Raw genomic sequence first — 16,801 nt, forward strand, 5'->3', positions numbered from 1 at the left:
CCGACTTCGGGCAGGCCACCCGGCAACAACGGATCGGCAATTTGAGATGGCCCTGTTTCCGAAGCTTACCTTCTCTTGAAGGCGTATCCCAAGGTTGGCATATGACCCGGCAAAAGCGCTCCCACCACAAGCTGAAACGAGCGGTCGCACCCTACCTCTATTTGTCGCCCTCGCTGCTCATTATCGGCCTTCTGATGCTCCTGCCGATGGTGACGGTGATTGGCTATTCCTTCCAGAACAGCGCGGTGCTGCGTCGTGACCCATCCTTTGCCGGACTGAAACACTACCAGGCGATCTTCGACGATCCGGTGTTCTGGGCCTCGCTGTGGCACACGCTCTACTTCACATGCATGAGTGTCGTTTTCCACATGACCATCGGCATGGTCTTCGCGCTCATGCTGAACAGCGACCGCATCAATCCGAGGCTGCGCAATATCCTGCGCGTGCTCTACATACTGCCCTGGCTGTTCACCGCGGTGATCATCGCGGTGATCTGGCGCCTGCTGCTTGAGCCGGACGGTGTCGTGAACAGCATTCTCATGCAGATGGGCATCATCGGTTCCAAGGTCGAGTGGTTTTCCTCGCCCGAGACCGCGCTGCATGCCGTCACCTTCGCCAATATCTGGGCGGGCTACCCGCTTTTCATGGTCAGCCTGCTCGCAGGCCTGCAGGGCATTCCCAAGGATTTCTACGAAGCCGCCGATATCGACGGGGCGAAGGCCTACCAGAAGCTGATCTTCATCACCATCCCGCAGCTGATGCCGATCATCATAAGCATCTCGCTGCTCGACTTCATCTGGACCATGCAGGTCTTTCCGTTGATCTGGATAACGACGGGCGGCGGCCCGATCTACTCGACCGAGGTCCTCAGCACCTACACGTACAAGCTGGCATTTTCGAGCTACAACCTGTCGCAGGCGTCGGCGAGCGCCGTGGTCATCTTGTTGATCTCGCTCGGCCTTACGCTGTTCTACATCCGTTATCAAAAGGCTCGGTAGTCACCATGAGGAAAAGGCACACGCCGAAAGACAGGCTGATCACCGTCGCGCTCCATGCAGCGCTTGCAGCGGGGCTCTTTTTCGCAGCCTTCCCGATCTACTGGATGCTGAGCAGTTCGTTCAAATCGAATACCGAAATCTTTGCCCTGCCACCAACCATCCTGCCGAAGGCCTTCACGCTGGAGGCGTATGCAGCCATCCTTGGCGATCCGGTAAAGCTGCGCTTCTTCTTCAACAGCTACTTCGTGGCTGGAGCGGTGACCGTGCTGACGGTGCTGATCGCGTTGCTGGCGGCCTATGGGTTCAGCCGCTTCAACTTCCGCGGCAAGGGCAGCCTGAACACACTCATCATCAGCACGCAGACGATTCCGCCGATCACGCTTCTGATCCCCTTCTTCGGGCTTGTCGTCTCCTACGGCATCTTCGACACCTACGTCGCACTGATCCTGACCTATCTGGTGTTTACGCTGCCCTACGCGATCCTGCTGATGACGGGATATCTGAACACCTTGCCCCGCGATCTCGATGAAGCGGTGGCTGTCGACGGCGGCACCAGTTGGACAGCGCTCTGGCGGGTGATCGTGCCGATTTCACTGCCTGGTATCGTGGCGACGTCCGTCTATACCTTCCTGTTGTGCTGGAACGAATTTCTCTTTGCGCTGACGCTGACGAAGTCAACATCCATGCGCACCGTGCCGATCGGCATCCAACTGTTGATGGGGCAGCACGCCTTCGAATGGAACCAGATGATGGCGATGAGCGTGCTCGGCTCGCTACCGCTCCTGCTCATCTACCTCGTTGCCCAGAGGTTCTTCCTCGCCGGCATGACAGCGGGCTCGGTCAAGTAGGATGTCGATCCCACGGAAAACTGACGGTCTAGGCCGCGGATCGAAATCGATGGATTGGACCTTCTCTGCTGGCAGGGCCTACGCAGGTGGAATCAAGGAATGAAAGGATGAACGTGAAATACCTCAAAGTCGGCTGCCAGACCTTCACCTGGGAAATGCTTGGAGACCGTTTTGCCGGCGGCCCCGACGACCTGCTCAAGGCGATCGCCGATGGCGGCTATGCCGGCATCGAGATCACCGACACGATGATCGGCCGCTACGCCGGCAAGCCGGGAGAGTTCGCCGCGGCGCTGCGGTCATCCGGCCTGACGCTCGTCTCCTTCGCCTTCGGTTCGAAGAGCGGCTTCACGCTGAAGGACAAGATCGGCGCCGACCTCGACACCGCCAAACGCTGGATCGATTTCGCCGCCGCCTTTCCCGGCGCGCTGGTGTCGATGGGCTCGGCGACCGTCGTCTCCGACGGCGCGCGTGACGACAAGTTCGCGATCGCGGCGGAAGTCTACAACAAGGCCGGCGAACTCGGCCGCAAGGCCGGTGTCCAGGTCGCAGTGCATCCGAGCTCGCACCACAACACGCTGCTCTTCGATCGTGCCGACTATGACCGGATCTTCTCCCTGATCGACGCCTCGCTGGCCGGCTGGGTGCCGGACACCGGCCACATATTGCGCGGGCACAAGGACATGGCCGACACGCTCACCACCTATCGCGACCGCATCCGCTACGTGCACCTGAAGGACGTCGACGCGACCGGAACCTGGGCGATGCTCGGCAAGGGCGTCTGCGACACGGCGAAGGTGATCGAGATCGCTAGCGCCGCGCCCAACTTCAACGGCTGGCTGGTGCTGGAGGAGGAGTCCGAGGCGGCCGCCGCCGATCCGGCTGGGGCCGTGAAGACCAACCGCCAGACCATGCGCGGCTACGGGGCCTGAACGATGATCCGCAAACAAGACCGTCGCCTTCGTGTCGGTGTGCTCGGCTGCGGGCCGATCGCGCAGTTCGCGCATCTGGAATCCTGCGTGAAGGCGAGCAATGCCGATCTCTACGCGATCTGCGACGCCGCGCCGGACCTGCTCGCGCGCATGGGCGCCACCTACGAACCGGAAAAGATGTATGGCGATTATGACGAGATGCTCGCCGATCCGGAGCTCGAGGCGGTGATCGTCGCTACGTCGGACGCCTATCACGTGCCGATGTCGATCAAGGCGCTCGAAGCCGGCAAGCATGTGCTCTGCGAAAAGCCGATCGGCGTTTCGGTCGAGGAAGGCAAGACGCTGGTCGAAGCGGTCAAGCGCTCGGGCAAGGTGCTGCAGGTCGGGCACATGAAGCGCTTCGATCCGGCGCTGGAAGCAGCGCGCGATTTCGCCCGCGACGAGATGGGCGAGATCCTGGCGCTGAAGGCCTGGTATTGCGATTCCACGCACCGCTACACCAACACCGATGCGGTGCAGCCGCTGCCCGTCACTAGCAAGCTGGCGAGGAAGCCGTCCGGCAATCCGAAGGCTGACTTGAGGCAGTATTTCATGTTGGCGCATGGCTCGCATCTGGTCGATACGGCGCGCTTCCTGTGCGGCGAGATAACGGCCGTCCGCGCACGGCTCAACGAGCGCTTCGGCGCCTATTGCTGGTTCGTCGAGACCGAGTTCGCCAACGGCGCGCTCGGCCATCTCGACCTGACCGTCGCCGTGCGCATGGATTGGCACGAGGGCTTCCAGCTCTATGGCGAGAACGGCTCGGTGATCGCGAAGACCTTCAATCCCTGGTATTTCCGCGCCAGCGAGGTCGACATTTTTCACGAGAAGGATACGACATCGCGAAGGCCGCTTGGCGCCGACGGCCATTTCTTCCGCCGCCAATTGGAAGGTCTCGCCGAGACCGTGCTCGACGGCAAGCCGCAGCGCGGCGCCACTGTCGAGGACGGGCTCGCCTCGATCCGCGCCATGGTGGCGATCGCCCGCTCGGTCGAAAGCGGCGAACGCGTCGAGATCGCCGGCGTGACGGGAGCGGTCTGATGCAGGTCGGGGTCTTCGCAAAAACCTTCCCGGGCAGTGAGCCGGCCGGCGTGCTGGTGGCCGTGCGCGATGCCGGCTTTGCGGTCACCCAGTTCAATCTTGCCTGCGCAGGCCTGCCGTCGATGCCGGACGCGGTTCCGGACGAAGCGATCCGCACAATCGATGCCGCCGCCAAGGCTTCCGGCGTCGGCCTCGTCGCGCTGTCGGGCACCTACAATATGGCGCATCCGGACAGTCGGGTGCGCCATGACGGGCTGCGCCGGCTGGCGGTCATCATCGAGACTGCGGCGAGGCTTTCGATCCCGCTTGTCACGCTCTGCACCGGGACGCGCAATGTCGAGGACCAGTGGGCGCATCACCCCGACAATGCCGATCCTTCGGCCTGGGCCGACATGGCGCGCGAAATGGAAAAGGCGCTTCAGCTTGCCGAACGCCACGGCGTCGATCTCGGCATCGAGCCGGAGCAGGCCAATATCGTCACCTCGGCCGACGACGCGATGCGGCTGATTTCCGAGATAGGCTCGAAGCGGCTGCGCATCGTGCTCGATCCCGCCAATCTGTTCGAACAGGCGAATGCGGAGACGGCGCGCGCCGTCGTTGCCGAGGCGGTGGAGCACACGGCTGGTCATGTCTCCCTGGCGCACGCCAAGGACCGTTTCGCCGACGGTCGCTTTGCCACGGCCGGACAGGGCGTCATCGACTTCGCCGACTTCATCGCTCGCTTGAAGGCCACCGGCTTCGATGGACCGCTGGTGACGCACGGGCTTTCGGCCGAAGAGGCGCCGGACGTCGCCCGTTTCCTCAAGGGACTGGTATGATGCCGAGCCAAACGCTTCTTCGCGACGGCGCGACGCTGCTGGCCACCGACACGGGCGAGGGCCTGGCGGTGCTGTTCCAGCACGGGCTCGGCGGCGGCGAGGCGCAGGTCGCCCAGACTTTTCCCGCCGGCTTCCGCCGCATCACGCTGGAATGCCGCGGCCATGGCGGCTCCGGGCTCGGCGAGAGGCGGCCTTTCTCGTTCGAAATGTTCGCCGATGACGTTCTGGCCGCCGCCGATCAGGCCGGCCTCGACCGCTTCGTCGCCGGCGGCGTCTCGATGGGCGCTGCGATTGCGCTGCGCCTCGCCTGCCTTCATCCACGGCGAGTCGCTGGCCTGATCCTGGTGCGGCCGGCATGGACGTTCTCGCCGGCGCCTCCGAACATGCAGCCGATTGCCGAGGTTGCCGAGCTCATCCTCGACCACGGGACCGACAAGGGGCGCACGATCTTCGCGCAATCCGAGACCGCCGCGCGGCTTTATCGCGAGGCGCCAGACAATCTTTCCTCGCTGCTCGGCTATTTCGACCGGCCGGACGCCAAGGCCTTCGCGCAAGTGCTGGCCAACATCGCCGGCGACGGACCCGGCGTTTCCGAACGCGACGCGGCCGCGCTCGACATTCCAGCACTTGTCATCGGAAACGAAATCGATGCCGTGCACCCGCTGTCGACCGCCTACACAATTGCCGCCGCGATACCCGACGCGGTCTTCGCCGAGATCACGCCCAAGGCGCGCGACAGCGCGAAGCATTTCGGCGAACTGCATGAGCAGATCAGTTCCTTCCTCCAGTCCCACTCGAATACCCGGAGCCTCATTCCGTCATGACCGCCAAACCCCTCTCCGGACCCGCGGCAATAGCCGCACTGCCGCGTAACAGGCTCATTGGCGAATTCTCGCTGTGGTCGGCGGATCTCGCCAACATGGAGCGCGACCTGAAGCGCATCGAGGCCCATGCCGATCTGCATCACATCGACGTGGCGGATGCTCGCTTTACCCCCGGCTTCCTGTTCTTCCCCGACATGGTGGCGCGCATCGCCAGGCTGACGGTGAAGCCCATCCATGTGCATCTGATGGTCGAGGCGGAAATCGTCGAGGCGCAGACGCGCCAGTTCATCGAGGCCGGCGCCGACCTCGTTACCATCCATGCGGAGAACGGCGAGGCCGGCTTGCGCGCGGTCAAGCTGGCGCATGAGCTCGGCGCCGAGGCCGGCGTGGTGCTGCGGCTGGAGACGCCGGTGTCCGCCATCGAACCCTTCCTGCCGGACGTCGCCTTCGTGACGCTTCTCGGCACCTCGATCGGCGTCAAGGGCCAGAGCCTGTCGGACCAAGCCTGCCCGCGCCTGATCGAAGCGCGCGCTCTGATGAGAAAAGCCGGCCGCGAAGCCGACATCATCCTGGCCGCCGATGGCGGCATCCGCCATGAGACGGTGCCGCTGCTGCGCGCGGCCGGCGCCGACACCGTGGTGCTGGGCTCGCTCGCGTTCGGCGATCCCGACCTCGCCAAGCGCATGGCCTGGCTGCACGGACTGAAAGCCGCCGCCTGATGAGCACGCTCGCACTTGCCTTCGATCTCGGCGGCACGGAGCTGCGCGGCGCGCTGGTCGAGCGCAGCGGCGACGTAGCCGCGCGCGTATCGGCGCCGACATTGGCCGGCGCCGGATCGGAAGCGGTGATCGGCCAGATCATCGCCCTCGCGGACAGACTGCTCAAGGAGCATCCGCAGGCGAAGGTGATCGGCATCGGCATGTGCGCGCCGGGGCCGCTCGACCCCAAGGCAGGCATCGTCATCGGGCCGCCGACGCTCGCCGGCTGGCACAATGTGCCGCTGATCGACATTCTCAGCCGACAATTCGGCCTGCCGGTGCGGCTGGAGAACGACGCCAACGCGGCAGCGCTCGGCGAATGGCGCTTCGGCGCCGGCCGCGGCGCCGGCTCGCTGGTCTTCGTCACCGTCTCGACAGGCATCGGCGGCGGGGTGGTAGCCGACGGCCATATCTACCATGGACGGCGCGGGCTGGCGGCCGAGATCGGCCACATGACGATCACCGGCGAAGGCGACCGCTGCTTCTGCGGTAATGTCGGCTGCTTCGAGGCGGTCGCTTCAGGCACGGCGCTTGGGCGCCGGGCGACGCGGCTCACCAAGCCCGGCGACAACTCGCTGCTGCGGCGCCTATCGAATGACGGCGACGTCTCCGCCCGCCACGTCGTCGAGGCTGCGCGTGCCGGCGACGCCACAGCGCGCGAGCTTGTCGAAGCGGAGGCGCGGTGGCTCGGCATCGGCTTCACCAATCTCCTGCATCTCTACTCGCCTGACCTGATCGTGATGGGCGGCGGCCTTGCCAACGGGTTTGACCTTCTGGCGCCCGGCATCAGGGCAACCGTCGACGAGCGCGCCATGCAGGCCTATCGCGACGTGCCGATCGTGCCGGCCGAACTCGGCGACCGCGCCGGCCTTGTCGGCGCTGCAAGCCTGATTCTCTGGGAGGGCGAGCCGGGCACGGCGCTGGCGATGGTGCAGGACGAGGAGACGAAAGCGGGCGGACTGTCCGGCGCCAGGGAGGCAAGCCATGGCTGAGCTCAAGCTGCGCGGCGTGCGCAAATCCTATGGATCGGCGGAGATCATCAAAGGCATCGACCTCGACGTTGCGGACCGCGAGTTCGTCGTCTTCGTCGGCCCGTCCGGCTGCGGCAAGTCGACCTTGCTGCGCATGATCGCGGGGCTGGAGAAGATCACCGCCGGAGACCTCACCATCGACGGCGCACGCGCCAACGACATCGATCCGTCCGAGCGTGGACTGGCCATGGTGTTCCAGTCCTACGCGCTCTATCCGCATATGAGCGTGGCCGGGAATATGGGCTTCGCGCTGAAGATCGCCGGCGTGCCGGCGGCGGAGCGCGAGCGCAAGGTGAAGGAAGCGGCCGACGTGCTGCAGCTTGCGCATCTGCTCGACCGGCGGCCGAAGGCGCTGTCCGGCGGCCAGCGCCAGCGCGTCGCCATCGGCCGCGCCATCGTGCGCAACCCGAAGGTGTTCCTGTTCGACGAGCCGCTGTCCAACCTCGACGCGGCGTTGCGCGTCAGTATGCGGCTGGAGCTGATGCGGCTGCACGAGCAACTGCAGGCGACGATGATCTATGTCACGCACGACCAGATCGAAGCCATGACCATGGCCGACAACATCGTGGTGCTGAATGGCGGTACGATCGAGCAGGTCGGCTCGCCGCTCGACCTCTACAACCGGCCGGCCAACATTTTCGTCGCCGGCTTCATCGGCTCGCCGAAGATGAACCTGATCAAGGTGAAGGTGACATCAACCGGAGCCGACGGCGTGGGCGTCGGCCTGCCCGGCGGCAAGACGCTTACCGTGCCGGTCGAGGCAGGGGGCACCAAGGCCGGCGACGAACTGCTGCTCGGCATGCGGCCGGAACACCTCAAAGTCGCGTCCGGCGGGCCGTTCAAGGGACAGGCCGCGCTTGCCGAGCGGCTCGGCAGCCTGACCATCTTCCATGTCGAGACCGCGCCTGACGTCACGCTGGTGGTGCAGGCCGAAGGCGGCGACGCGACCCCGCTGCACACGTCGATCGCGCTCGATATCGCGCCCTCCACCTGCCATCTGTTCCGGCCGCAAGGGCCGGCGCTGAGGCCGCTTGGGACGGCCTAGGCTTTCCTCGTCATTCCAGGGCGAAGCAGGAGCGAAGCTCCGTCGCGCAGGACCCTGGAATCCATGCCGTGACTTTCGAGCGTCGCGGCCGTGCAGGTATTTTCCTCGGCCGCAGGCGCAAAATTCCGCATCCCCGCGGTGCGTCAAGGGAACGGAATGGATCCTCGGATCTGCGCCGCGTCGCTTCGCTCCTTGCTCCGCCCGAGGATGACGAAAACCACGGTGCTCCCTTCCTCCCTGCTGCACCGCAGCACATCAAAATGCGCAGCACACCACTTTAATTCTTGACGCATGTCAAAATTTTATAAAGCATGCGGAAATGCTGGCGAGGCCTAGGCCAGCGCTCTGGGAGGAGCAATGCCCGACGTAGGAAAACCCGAGCCGGGGGTCGCAGCCAGCGCAGGTCGCGGTCGGCGCCCGGTCACGACTTCCGCAGGACAAGCGCCGGGGTCGCTTGTGTCACGTCAGGCATTCGCACTCGCGGAAAACGAGGCGAAAACCAAAAATTCGGAGGAGGAATATCCATGCGCATCTTCAACGGCCTGACGCTTGGCGCGGGCCTGCTTGCCACGATCATCTCGGCGCCGGCCTATGCGGGAGAAGCGAAGGTCGCGGCGATCGTGAAAGGTCTCGACAATCCCTTCTTCCAGTACATGCAAAAGGGCATCGAGGAGCAGGCCAAGACCGACGCCGTCGCCGTCACCGTTCAGGCTGCCGCCAATATGGGCGACGCGACCGGCCAGGCCGACAAGCTGACCGCCATGGCGATGCAGGATTATGATTGCTACCTGACCAACCCGATCAGCGTCTCCAACCTGGTGCAGGCTCTGGTGCCGGTCGCGCAGAAGAAGAAGCCGATCGTCAACATCGACAGCACCATCGATGCCAAGCAGGCCAAGGCCGCGGGCTTCGCCGTCTCCACCTATATCGGCACCGATAACGTTGCCGCCGGCGCACTGGCCGGCGAGGAAATGCTGAAGCTGGTGCCGAAGGGCTCCAAGGTCGCGCTGATCGCCGGTATTGTCGGCGACGTCGGCTCCAATGCCCGCATCAAGGGCTTCAAGCAGGCCGTCGAAGGCAAGCTCGAGGTGGTGGTGATGGTGAGCGCCGACTGGGACCGCGAGAAGGCGCTGACGGCGGCCACCGACATCCTGCAGGCGCATCCCGACCTCGCCGGCTTCTTCGCCGCCAACGACATCATGGCGCTCGGCGTCGAGCGCGCCGTGCAGACCTCAGGCAAGGACGTCAAGGTGATCGGCCTCGACGGCATCGTCGACGCGCTGAAGTCGGTCGCCGCGGGCGAGCTTTCCGCCACTGTCGCGCAATACCCTTATGTGGTCGGCGCGATGGGCGTCGAGGCTTGCAAGGCGGCGGCGATGGGCAAGGAGCTGCGCGCCAACGTGCCGGCGCCGGTGCTCTTGATCAACAAGGACAACGCCGAAGCATCGCTCAAGAACTTCCCGCGGCCCGGCGGCGACTATCCCGATCCCTTCCGCGAGATGCTGAAGTGAGCCTTCCGACAGACAACGCGCCCGCCAGCCCACAGGCGGGCGCGATGGAGGAGAGCCGTCCCTCCCTTGCGGCTCTCCTCCTCGATCCTTCCTTCTGGGCCGACTGGGCATCCGTCGTCGGTCTGGTCGGCCTCGTCATCCTGTTCGGCATCACCCAGCCGGTCTTCCTCAGCATCGCCAATCTGCAAGCGCTGCTGCTCGCGGCGGCGATCCTGGTGGTGCTGTCGATCGGCCAGACCTTTGTCGTCGCGACCTCCGGCATCGACCTGTCGCTCGCCGCTTCCGTGATGCTCGGCGCCGTCATCCTCGGCCTGGTCCACGCCGCCGGCTGGAGTGTCTTGGCGGCCTGCGTGCTCACCGTCGTCGCCACCAGCGCGATCGGCCTGCTCAACGGCGTGCTGATCACCGCCGGGCGCATTCCCGATTTCGTGGTTACGCTCGGCACGCTTTCCGGCATCACCGGGCTTGGCCTGATCATCTCCGGCGGCGAGCCGACCATGGTAGGGTCCACCTTCCTGCTCAAGCTCGCCTCGGGTTCCTTCGGACCATTCGGCTATCCGGTCTGGGTGGCGATCGCGGCAGTCGTCGTCGCCCATATCGCGCTCTATCACACACGCTTCGGCGTGCATCTCTTGGCCACCGGCGGCCAGGCCGAAAGCGCTGCCGCGCTCGGCATCCGCACCAACAGGGTCAAGATCGCCGCCTACACGATCTCGGGCTTCTGCGCCGGCATCGCCGCAATTCTCTTGGTTGCGCGCATCGGCTCGGCCGAGCCGCAGATCAACACCAGCCTCTTGTTGAATTCGGTGGCGGCCGTGGTGCTCGGCGGCGTCAGCCTGTTCGGCGGCCGCGCCAGCATCCTTGGGCCGGCCATCGGCGCGCTGATGCTGACGGCGCTGGTCAACGGGCTGACGCTACTCTCCGTTTCTGCCTTCTACCAGCCGCTTGCCGTGGGCGTCATCGTGGTGCTGGCGGCGCTGATCATGCGGTACCAGAAATGAGCGCCGTCAATCACATCCCGCCCTCCGAAGCGATCCTTGCCTGCCAGGGATTGAGCAAGCATTTCGGCGGCATCCGCGCCTTCACCGATGTCGGCTTCGAGGCGCGCCGCGGCGAGGTCACCGCGGTGATCGGCGACAACGGCGCCGGCAAGTCGACGCTGATCCGCTGCCTGGTCGGCGTGCATCGACCCGACGGCGGCGCGATCTATTTCGACGGCCGCCAGCACCCGTTCTCCAATCCGGACGAGGCGCGCAAGGCCGGCATCGAGACGGTGCACCAGAACCTGGCGCTGATCGACGAGCTGACGGTGGCGCAGAACCTCTTCCTCAATCGCGAGATCGTGCGCCACATCGGCCCGTTCGCCCTGCTCGACCGCAAGGCGATGAAGAACCAGGCACGCGCGATGCTGTCGAAGCTGTCGATCAACGTGCCCTCGGTGAGCCAGCGCGTGCGGCGCCTTTCAGGCGGACAGCGGCAGGCGATCTCGATCTGCCGCGCCGCAGGCTCCGGCGCCAAGCTGGTGGTGATGGACGAGCCGACGGCGGCGCTTGGCGTGCAGGAGACGGCCAATGTCGAGGCGCTCATCCGCAAGCTGCGCGAGCAAGGCGTGAGCGTCATCCTGATCAGCCATAATTTCGATCAGGTGCGGCGCCTCTCCGACCAGATCTGGGTGATGCGCGCCGGCAAGATGGTGGCGACGGTGCGCGCCTCCGAAACGACCGGCAACGAACTCGTGGCGCTGGTGACCGGTGCGGCGTGACGCGCGGTGCCGCGGAACCTGAAACAATTGCGTGAAATAGGAGTGTTGCCGTGGCGCTGATCCGTGTCGGGCTTGTTGGTCTTGGGGAGGTCGCGCAGTCGATCCATCTGCCGGTGCTGGCCGACCAGCGCGACCGATGGGTCATCGCCGGCGTACACGATGTCTCGCCGGGCCTGGTGTCGCTCGTCACATCGGAGTATGCGACCGCCAGGGCCTATGAGAGCGCGGAGGCGCTGATCAACTCGCCCGACATCGACGCGGTCTTCGTGCTCTCCTCCGACGACACGCACAGCCGCTTCGTGCGCTCCGCGATCGCGGCCAGCAAGCATATCCTGCTCGAAAAGCCCGCCTGCCTGACGGTCCGCGAGATCGACGATCTGCTCGCGCTGAGCAAGGACTACGGGAGGACGATCTTCGTCGGCTACATGCGCCGCTACGCCCCGGCCTATCTGGCGGCGCGGGAAGAATTGCCGGCGCATGGCGACATCACCCATGTCCGCATCTTCGACCTCATCTCGGAGGGCCGGCACTTCCTGAAAAAAAGCCAGAACATCCTCTATCCGAACGATATCGACCCGGCGATTCTTTCGCGCGGCGCCAAGGAACGCGACGCGCTGATCCGCGAGGTTGTGGGGCGGGATGCTTCGACCGACCTTGTGCGCGCCTATCGCGGGCTGACGGCGCTTTCCTCGCACCACATTTCGGCGATGCGCGGGCTGATCGGCGAGCCGAAACGCGTGGTGGCGGCGCACCGCACCAATGGCGGCGCCAATACAAGCGTGACCTTCGACTACGGCCATTTCGCCTGCCTCTACGACGCGGTCGTCGACGATCTCGGCCTGTTCGACGCCATGATCGAGGTGCGCTCGAACACCAAGCGAGTGCGCATCATCTACGACACGCCCTATATCCGCAGCCTGCCGACGCGGCTGGAGGTGACGGAGGCCGGCCCGCTCGGTCCGGTGACGAAGGCGTTCGGGCCGCTCTACGGCGACGCGTTCTCCAACGAGCTCGAGACTTTCCACCGCCACATCATGGAGGGCACCAAGCCGCTCACCGACCTCGCGGATTCGCGCCGGGATCTGGCGCTGATGGCCGAGATCATCGAGCGGATGAAGGAGAGCGGCGGGAACTGAGGCCGCCTCCTGCTTCCTTATCGCCGGCGGCCGGCGCCGCCTTGGACTGCGGGCGCGCCAGCAGGTAGAAGGCGGCGACATGCGTGATCATCAGCAGGGGCACATAGACGATCGGGATCACGTAGGTGGCGCCTAGTTGCCCCGCCAGGGCCGGTAGATCGAGCACAGTGCCGTGATAGTAGTCGACGAAAAGGTCGACTACTCCGACAAGATTGAAAGCGACGACGAGCGGCCAGAAGATCGAAGGTCTCCTCATCGCCAGCAGCGCTAGCATGGCCAGCAAGCCGGTCGCGAAGTCGCCATAGGCGGCGAAGACGGCGAAGCCTGCGGGCAGGTTCGGGCCGACCACGCCGGGAAGCAGGAAGACCAACCCGAAGAAGCGAAAGCTGTGCAGCGTGGCGATGGCGCGCTGCGCCTCGACGCGGTCCATGAGCTTGAGCCTTGGCCAGATATAGGCGCCGAAGCAAAGCAGCCACGGCACGTAGCCCAGGACGAGATGAATGTTGAAGATCGTCGCCGGCGACATTTTCGCCTCCTATCAAGCTTTGGCTGGAGCGGCTTCGAACACCGCCGTCAGGACGCCGAGCCGGCCTTCCATCAGGTTGCGTCCGAGATTGGCGGCAAAACCCGCGAAACCCGGGCCCATGACGACGCCGAGGTTCAGCGAAGGGGGCGGCCCGGACGCGCGCAGCGCCGCGAACCAGGTCTTGGCGTCCGCGGTATCGTCCTGCTGGACAAGCATGCGGAACCCGGCCGCCTCGATCGCCTCGCAAGTCGCGGCGGCAGAAAGCAGAAAGCTTTCCGCCGGCGTCTTCGCCCAAGGAACCGGATAGTGCGGGTCGCCGCCGTTGAGCACGACGTCGAAGGTGGCGAATTTCCCGCCCGGTTTCAGCATGCGCCTGATCTCGCGATAGAGAAGCGGCCGGTCCGCGATGTTCATCGCCACATGCTGCAGCAGCACGACGTCGAAACCGCCGTCGTCGAGGGGAAGCGCCAGCGCGGTGCCGGCCTTGAACGACACCTTTGCGCTCTGCCCGGTCCGTGTGGTCAGATAATTCGCGGCTTCGACGAAGGGCTCGCTCAGGTCGACGCCCGTCACCTCGCAGCCATAGGTCGCGGCGAGAAAACGGGCCGGCCCGCCCACCCCCGATCCGACGTCGAGGACCGACATGTCGGCAGTGATGCCGGCCAATTTTGCAAGCTCCGCAGTCGCGGCGAGCCCGCGTGTGTGGAACTGGTCGAGGGTCGCCAGTTGCTCGGGCTTCAACCGCTGCTCCTCCGGCCCTAACACCGCCAGCGCCGTCTTCAGTCGCTCGGCCAGGCCGGTTGCGCGGTAGTGATCGCGAACGCCATCCAAATCGTCCGTCATTGCTATTCCCTTCAGGCTGCCAGTCCACAAGAAAGGTACGACCGCTTTGTGCCGGCAACTATCCGCGATAATGTCGATGGGTCATGAAGCAGAACTTCACAGTCCGGCATGGCGCGCTCGACGGCGTCGAAGCGTTCCTGAGCGTCGCCAAGCATCGCAACTTCCGCAAGGCGGCGGCTGAGCTTGGCGTCACGCCGTCGGCGATCAGCCAGGCGGTGCGGACATTGGAAGCGCGCGTCGGCGCCGCGCTCTTCACCCGCACGACACGCAGCGTCGGCCTGACCGAAGCCGGCGAGCGTTTTTTCTCGCGCGCGCGGCCGGCTTTCGAGGAATTGATCGCCGCGAGCGAGACCGCGCGCGACATCGGCCAACGGCCGGCCGGACTCTTGCGCCTTTCGGTACCGCCCGCGGTGGTGCCAACCCTGCTGGAACCGATGATCGCGTCCTTCTGCCAGGTCTATCCCGAGATCGAGCTTGAGATCGTCGCAAGCGGCGAGTTCGTCGACCTCGCCGCCGAGGGGTTCGACGCCGGCATCCGAATGGGCGATCTCATCGCGGCCGACATGGTAGCGGTTCGACTGACGCCGTCCTTCCCGATGGTGGTGGTCGGCAGTCCCGATTACTTACGCCACCGAACGGCACCGGAGCGCATCGAGGATTTGCGCAACCACGCCTGCCTGCGCCTGCGCCGATCGAACGGTTCGGTCGCGCCGTGGCGCTTTGCCAAAGGCAACAAGGCGATCGAGGCAATCGTCGCCGGACCGCCCATCGCGCACGACTACCCCACGCTTCTTGGGGCCGCGATCCAGGGGGCCGGACTTGCCCAGGTGCCCAGTCCGATTGCCAGCTCGGCGATCGCGGAAGGGCGCCTGGAGATGCTGCTTTCGGCATTCGCCGTCACATCGCCGGGTGTCTTTCTCTACTACCCGGAACGGCATCAGGTCCTGCCCAAGCTGCGCGCGTTCATCGATCATATCCGCTCGCAAGGCGGCGATGCTTCCCGCAAACAATCACGCGGACGGCAGGCCTGAGGTATCGGACAGGGCTTGATCGAAGACGCTTATGGTCCCGGATATCATATCGGTCCACGGCCGGATACCAACACCACCGCTCGCTATGCCCGCAGCAGATCCGCCAGGCTGTCCGACTTCTCCACCTTGTCGGTGAGGTCGAGCCCGGACAGCAAGTCGACCAGGTGGCTGTTCATCAGGGCGGCGGCATCGGCGCTGTCGCCGGCTTCGATCGCATCGACCAGCGCGTGGTGGGCGTGCTTCTCGCAGGTTGCGTCGCGGCGCTTCCAGTAGAGCGCGATGATCAGCGACGAATGCGAGACGAGGTCGCGCACGAAGTTGGTGAACACCGAATGCGCGGCGATCTCGGCGATGCCGACATGGAAGCGCGCCGACAGCATGATGGCGTCGCTGTCGCGGCCGTCATGCAGCGCCTCGTGCTCCTTCTCGAGGTGCGCCCGCAGTTGCGCGATGTCGGACGGCACCGCCGTCCTGGCGGCAAGGGCCGCGACCTTGGGCTCGATCAGCGCGCGTGCCTCGAACACCTCCCGCGCCTCGATCTTCGACGGCTGCGCGACGAAGGCGCCCCGATTGAGCTCCAGCCGCGCCAGCCGGTCATGCGCAAGGGCCTGCAGGGCGGCGCGGACGACGGTGCGGCTCACCGAATAGATCGAGGCCAGCTCGTCCTCAGGCAGCTTGGTGCCCGGGGCAAGGCGATGGCTGACGATGGCGTCTCTCAGCCCATAGTAGATCGGCGACCAGCGCGCTGCCGGCTTGTCGTCGCGATCTTCTTCCCTGAGTACCGTCAACATGCTTTCAATGCGCAGGCCCTGTCCGGCCTGATCTGCCCCAAATCGCCAGCGGCCAGTCCAATCTAATGGCGCTCGCGCCCCGGTCAATCCCGAGGCATCCGATCTCCTAGGGCCAGCGCTAGCCCGGCGAACCAGCGCCCATCGGCGATGCAGACGCAAATATGCCGGCGAAACGCTTGCCGCGCGGGGCGGCATAGCCGCCTACCTTCGATGTCCTCAAGCCCACCTTGAACAGGCTCTCTGCCAGGGTAACCGCGCAGACGACGCCGTCGAGGACCGGAACGCCGTGCTGCTGCGACAGGCTGTGCGCGAGGTCGGCCATGCCGGCGCAGCCCAGCACGATCGCCTCCGCGTGATCCTCGCGAATGGCGCGTGCGATCTCGTCCGAAATCTTGTGCCTCGCGTTCGAGCCCGGCTGTTCGAGGTCGAGCACGGCGACCTCCGAAGAGCGCACCTTGGCGCAGCGCGAGGCAAGCCCGTATTTCGCCAGATTGTGTTCGATCGCGGGAACCGAGCGGGCAAGCGTGGTGACGACGCTGAACCTGCCGGCAACGAGGCTGGCGAGATGGAATGCCGCCTCGCCGATGCCGATGACCGGCGCTTCCGTCGCGCAACGCGCCGCATCGAGCCCGGTGTCGTCGAAGCAGGCGATCACATAGGCGTCGGCCGCCGGCGCCTTTCCCATCTCGGCGATGATGCCTGGTATGGCGAAGACCTCGTCGAAATAGCCCTCGATGCTCGGCGGGCCGTCGGCCGGATTGACGGCGATGATTTCGGTCCCCGTTGACGCGACGCTCGCCGCCGCCTTGCCGATCTTTTCGGTCATCGATGCGGTCGTGTTGGGATTGATGACGAGTATGCGCATTAAAA

At 65.3% G+C, this 16,801-nt stretch carries 18 protein-coding genes; 14 read left to right on the forward strand and 4 right to left on the reverse strand.

Features of this window, described 5'->3' with window-relative positions:
* The first annotated feature begins 101 nt into the window (after positions 1-101).
* The 13 genes from ABID26_RS04745 (at position 102) to ABID26_RS04805 (ending at position 12,740) form a co-directional block, all read left to right on the forward strand.
* Entirely contained in the window at positions 102-998 is an 897-nt protein-coding gene (locus ABID26_RS04745) for a carbohydrate ABC transporter permease (RefSeq protein ID WP_292373811.1), read from the forward strand.
* 5 nt (positions 999-1,003) lie between these two features.
* Positions 1,004-1,846 carry a carbohydrate ABC transporter permease gene (locus ABID26_RS04750; RefSeq protein ID WP_126101646.1) on the forward strand — a complete coding sequence of 281 codons (843 nt, stop codon included), beginning with the start codon at positions 1,004-1,006 and terminating at the stop codon, positions 1,844-1,846.
* 107 nt (positions 1,847-1,953) lie between these two features.
* Positions 1,954-2,775: a sugar phosphate isomerase/epimerase family protein gene (locus ABID26_RS04755; RefSeq protein WP_126101647.1), complete on the forward strand. Its 822-nt coding sequence runs from the start codon at positions 1,954-1,956 to the stop codon at positions 2,773-2,775.
* 3 nt (positions 2,776-2,778) lie between these two features.
* Positions 2,779-3,855, forward strand: a complete 1,077-nt coding sequence (locus ABID26_RS04760) for a Gfo/Idh/MocA family protein (RefSeq protein ID WP_126101648.1) — start codon at positions 2,779-2,781, stop codon at positions 3,853-3,855.
* Positions 3,855-4,673, forward strand: coding sequence for a sugar phosphate isomerase/epimerase family protein (locus ABID26_RS04765; protein WP_126101649.1), 819 nt, complete (start codon positions 3,855-3,857; stop codon positions 4,671-4,673). Before ABID26_RS04760 ends, ABID26_RS04765 begins: the two co-directional genes overlap by 1 nt.
* Positions 4,670-5,497 (forward strand): alpha/beta fold hydrolase, encoded by an 828-nt coding sequence (locus ABID26_RS04770; protein WP_292373809.1) that lies wholly within the window; start codon positions 4,670-4,672, stop codon positions 5,495-5,497. Before ABID26_RS04765 ends, ABID26_RS04770 begins: the two co-directional genes overlap by 4 nt.
* A complete protein-coding gene (locus ABID26_RS04775; protein ID WP_292373807.1) occupies positions 5,494-6,216 on the forward strand; it encodes a ribulose-phosphate 3-epimerase in 723 nt (240 codons plus the stop codon). The genes ABID26_RS04770 and ABID26_RS04775 overlap by 4 nt, the downstream gene beginning before the upstream one ends.
* Positions 6,216-7,247 carry an ROK family protein gene (locus ABID26_RS04780; protein ID WP_126101652.1) on the forward strand — a complete coding sequence of 344 codons (1,032 nt, stop codon included), beginning with the start codon at positions 6,216-6,218 and terminating at the stop codon, positions 7,245-7,247. Before ABID26_RS04775 ends, ABID26_RS04780 begins: the two co-directional genes overlap by 1 nt.
* Complete coding sequence (locus ABID26_RS04785) at positions 7,240-8,331, forward strand: ABC transporter ATP-binding protein (RefSeq protein WP_292373805.1); 1,092 nt, start codon at positions 7,240-7,242, stop codon at positions 8,329-8,331. Before ABID26_RS04780 ends, ABID26_RS04785 begins: the two co-directional genes overlap by 8 nt.
* A gap of 524 nt (positions 8,332-8,855) precedes the next feature.
* Positions 8,856-9,842, forward strand: a complete 987-nt coding sequence (locus tag ABID26_RS04790; protein ID WP_354414113.1) for a sugar ABC transporter substrate-binding protein — start codon at positions 8,856-8,858, stop codon at positions 9,840-9,842.
* Entirely contained in the window at positions 9,839-10,843 is a 1,005-nt protein-coding gene (locus ABID26_RS04795; protein ID WP_292373801.1) for an ABC transporter permease, read from the forward strand. The genes ABID26_RS04790 and ABID26_RS04795 overlap by 4 nt, the downstream gene beginning before the upstream one ends.
* Positions 10,840-11,604 carry an ATP-binding cassette domain-containing protein gene (locus ABID26_RS04800; RefSeq protein WP_292373799.1) on the forward strand — a complete coding sequence of 255 codons (765 nt, stop codon included), beginning with the start codon at positions 10,840-10,842 and terminating at the stop codon, positions 11,602-11,604. The genes ABID26_RS04795 and ABID26_RS04800 overlap by 4 nt, the downstream gene beginning before the upstream one ends.
* A gap of 50 nt (positions 11,605-11,654) precedes the next feature.
* On the forward strand, positions 11,655-12,740 hold the full coding sequence (locus tag ABID26_RS04805) for a Gfo/Idh/MocA family protein (RefSeq protein ID WP_354414116.1): 1,086 nt from the start codon (positions 11,655-11,657) through the stop codon (positions 12,738-12,740).
* Here the strand turns inward: ABID26_RS04805 and ABID26_RS04810 are convergent.
* A complete protein-coding gene (locus tag ABID26_RS04810) occupies positions 12,706-13,266 on the reverse strand; it encodes a hypothetical protein (RefSeq protein WP_292373795.1) in 561 nt (186 codons plus the stop codon). The genes ABID26_RS04805 and ABID26_RS04810 overlap by 35 nt on opposite strands.
* A 12-nt stretch (positions 13,267-13,278) precedes the next feature.
* Entirely contained in the window at positions 13,279-14,109 is an 831-nt protein-coding gene (locus tag ABID26_RS04815) for a class I SAM-dependent methyltransferase (protein ID WP_292373793.1), read from the reverse strand.
* Positions 14,110-14,192: 83 nt separating this feature from the next.
* Here ABID26_RS04815 and ABID26_RS04820 point away from each other — a divergent pair, with 83 nt between their 5' ends.
* Complete coding sequence (locus tag ABID26_RS04820; protein ID WP_354414120.1) at positions 14,193-15,140, forward strand: LysR family transcriptional regulator; 948 nt, start codon at positions 14,193-14,195, stop codon at positions 15,138-15,140.
* 83 nt (positions 15,141-15,223) lie between these two features.
* Here ABID26_RS04820 and ABID26_RS04825 read toward each other — a convergent pair whose 3' ends face one another.
* Together ABID26_RS04825 and ABID26_RS04830 are read right to left on the reverse strand one after the other, a co-directional pair.
* Entirely contained in the window at positions 15,224-15,931 is a 708-nt protein-coding gene (locus ABID26_RS04825) for a GntR family transcriptional regulator (protein ID WP_292339990.1), read from the reverse strand.
* A 118-nt stretch (positions 15,932-16,049) separates the two neighbouring features.
* Complete coding sequence (locus ABID26_RS04830; RefSeq protein WP_292373790.1) at positions 16,050-16,796, reverse strand: aspartate/glutamate racemase family protein; 747 nt, start codon at positions 16,794-16,796, stop codon at positions 16,050-16,052.
* Positions 16,797-16,801 lie beyond the last annotated feature (5 nt).

Origin of the sequence: Mesorhizobium shonense (assembly GCF_040545255.1) — a bacterium.
Lineage (GTDB): Bacteria > Pseudomonadota > Alphaproteobacteria > Rhizobiales > Rhizobiaceae > Mesorhizobium > Mesorhizobium shonense.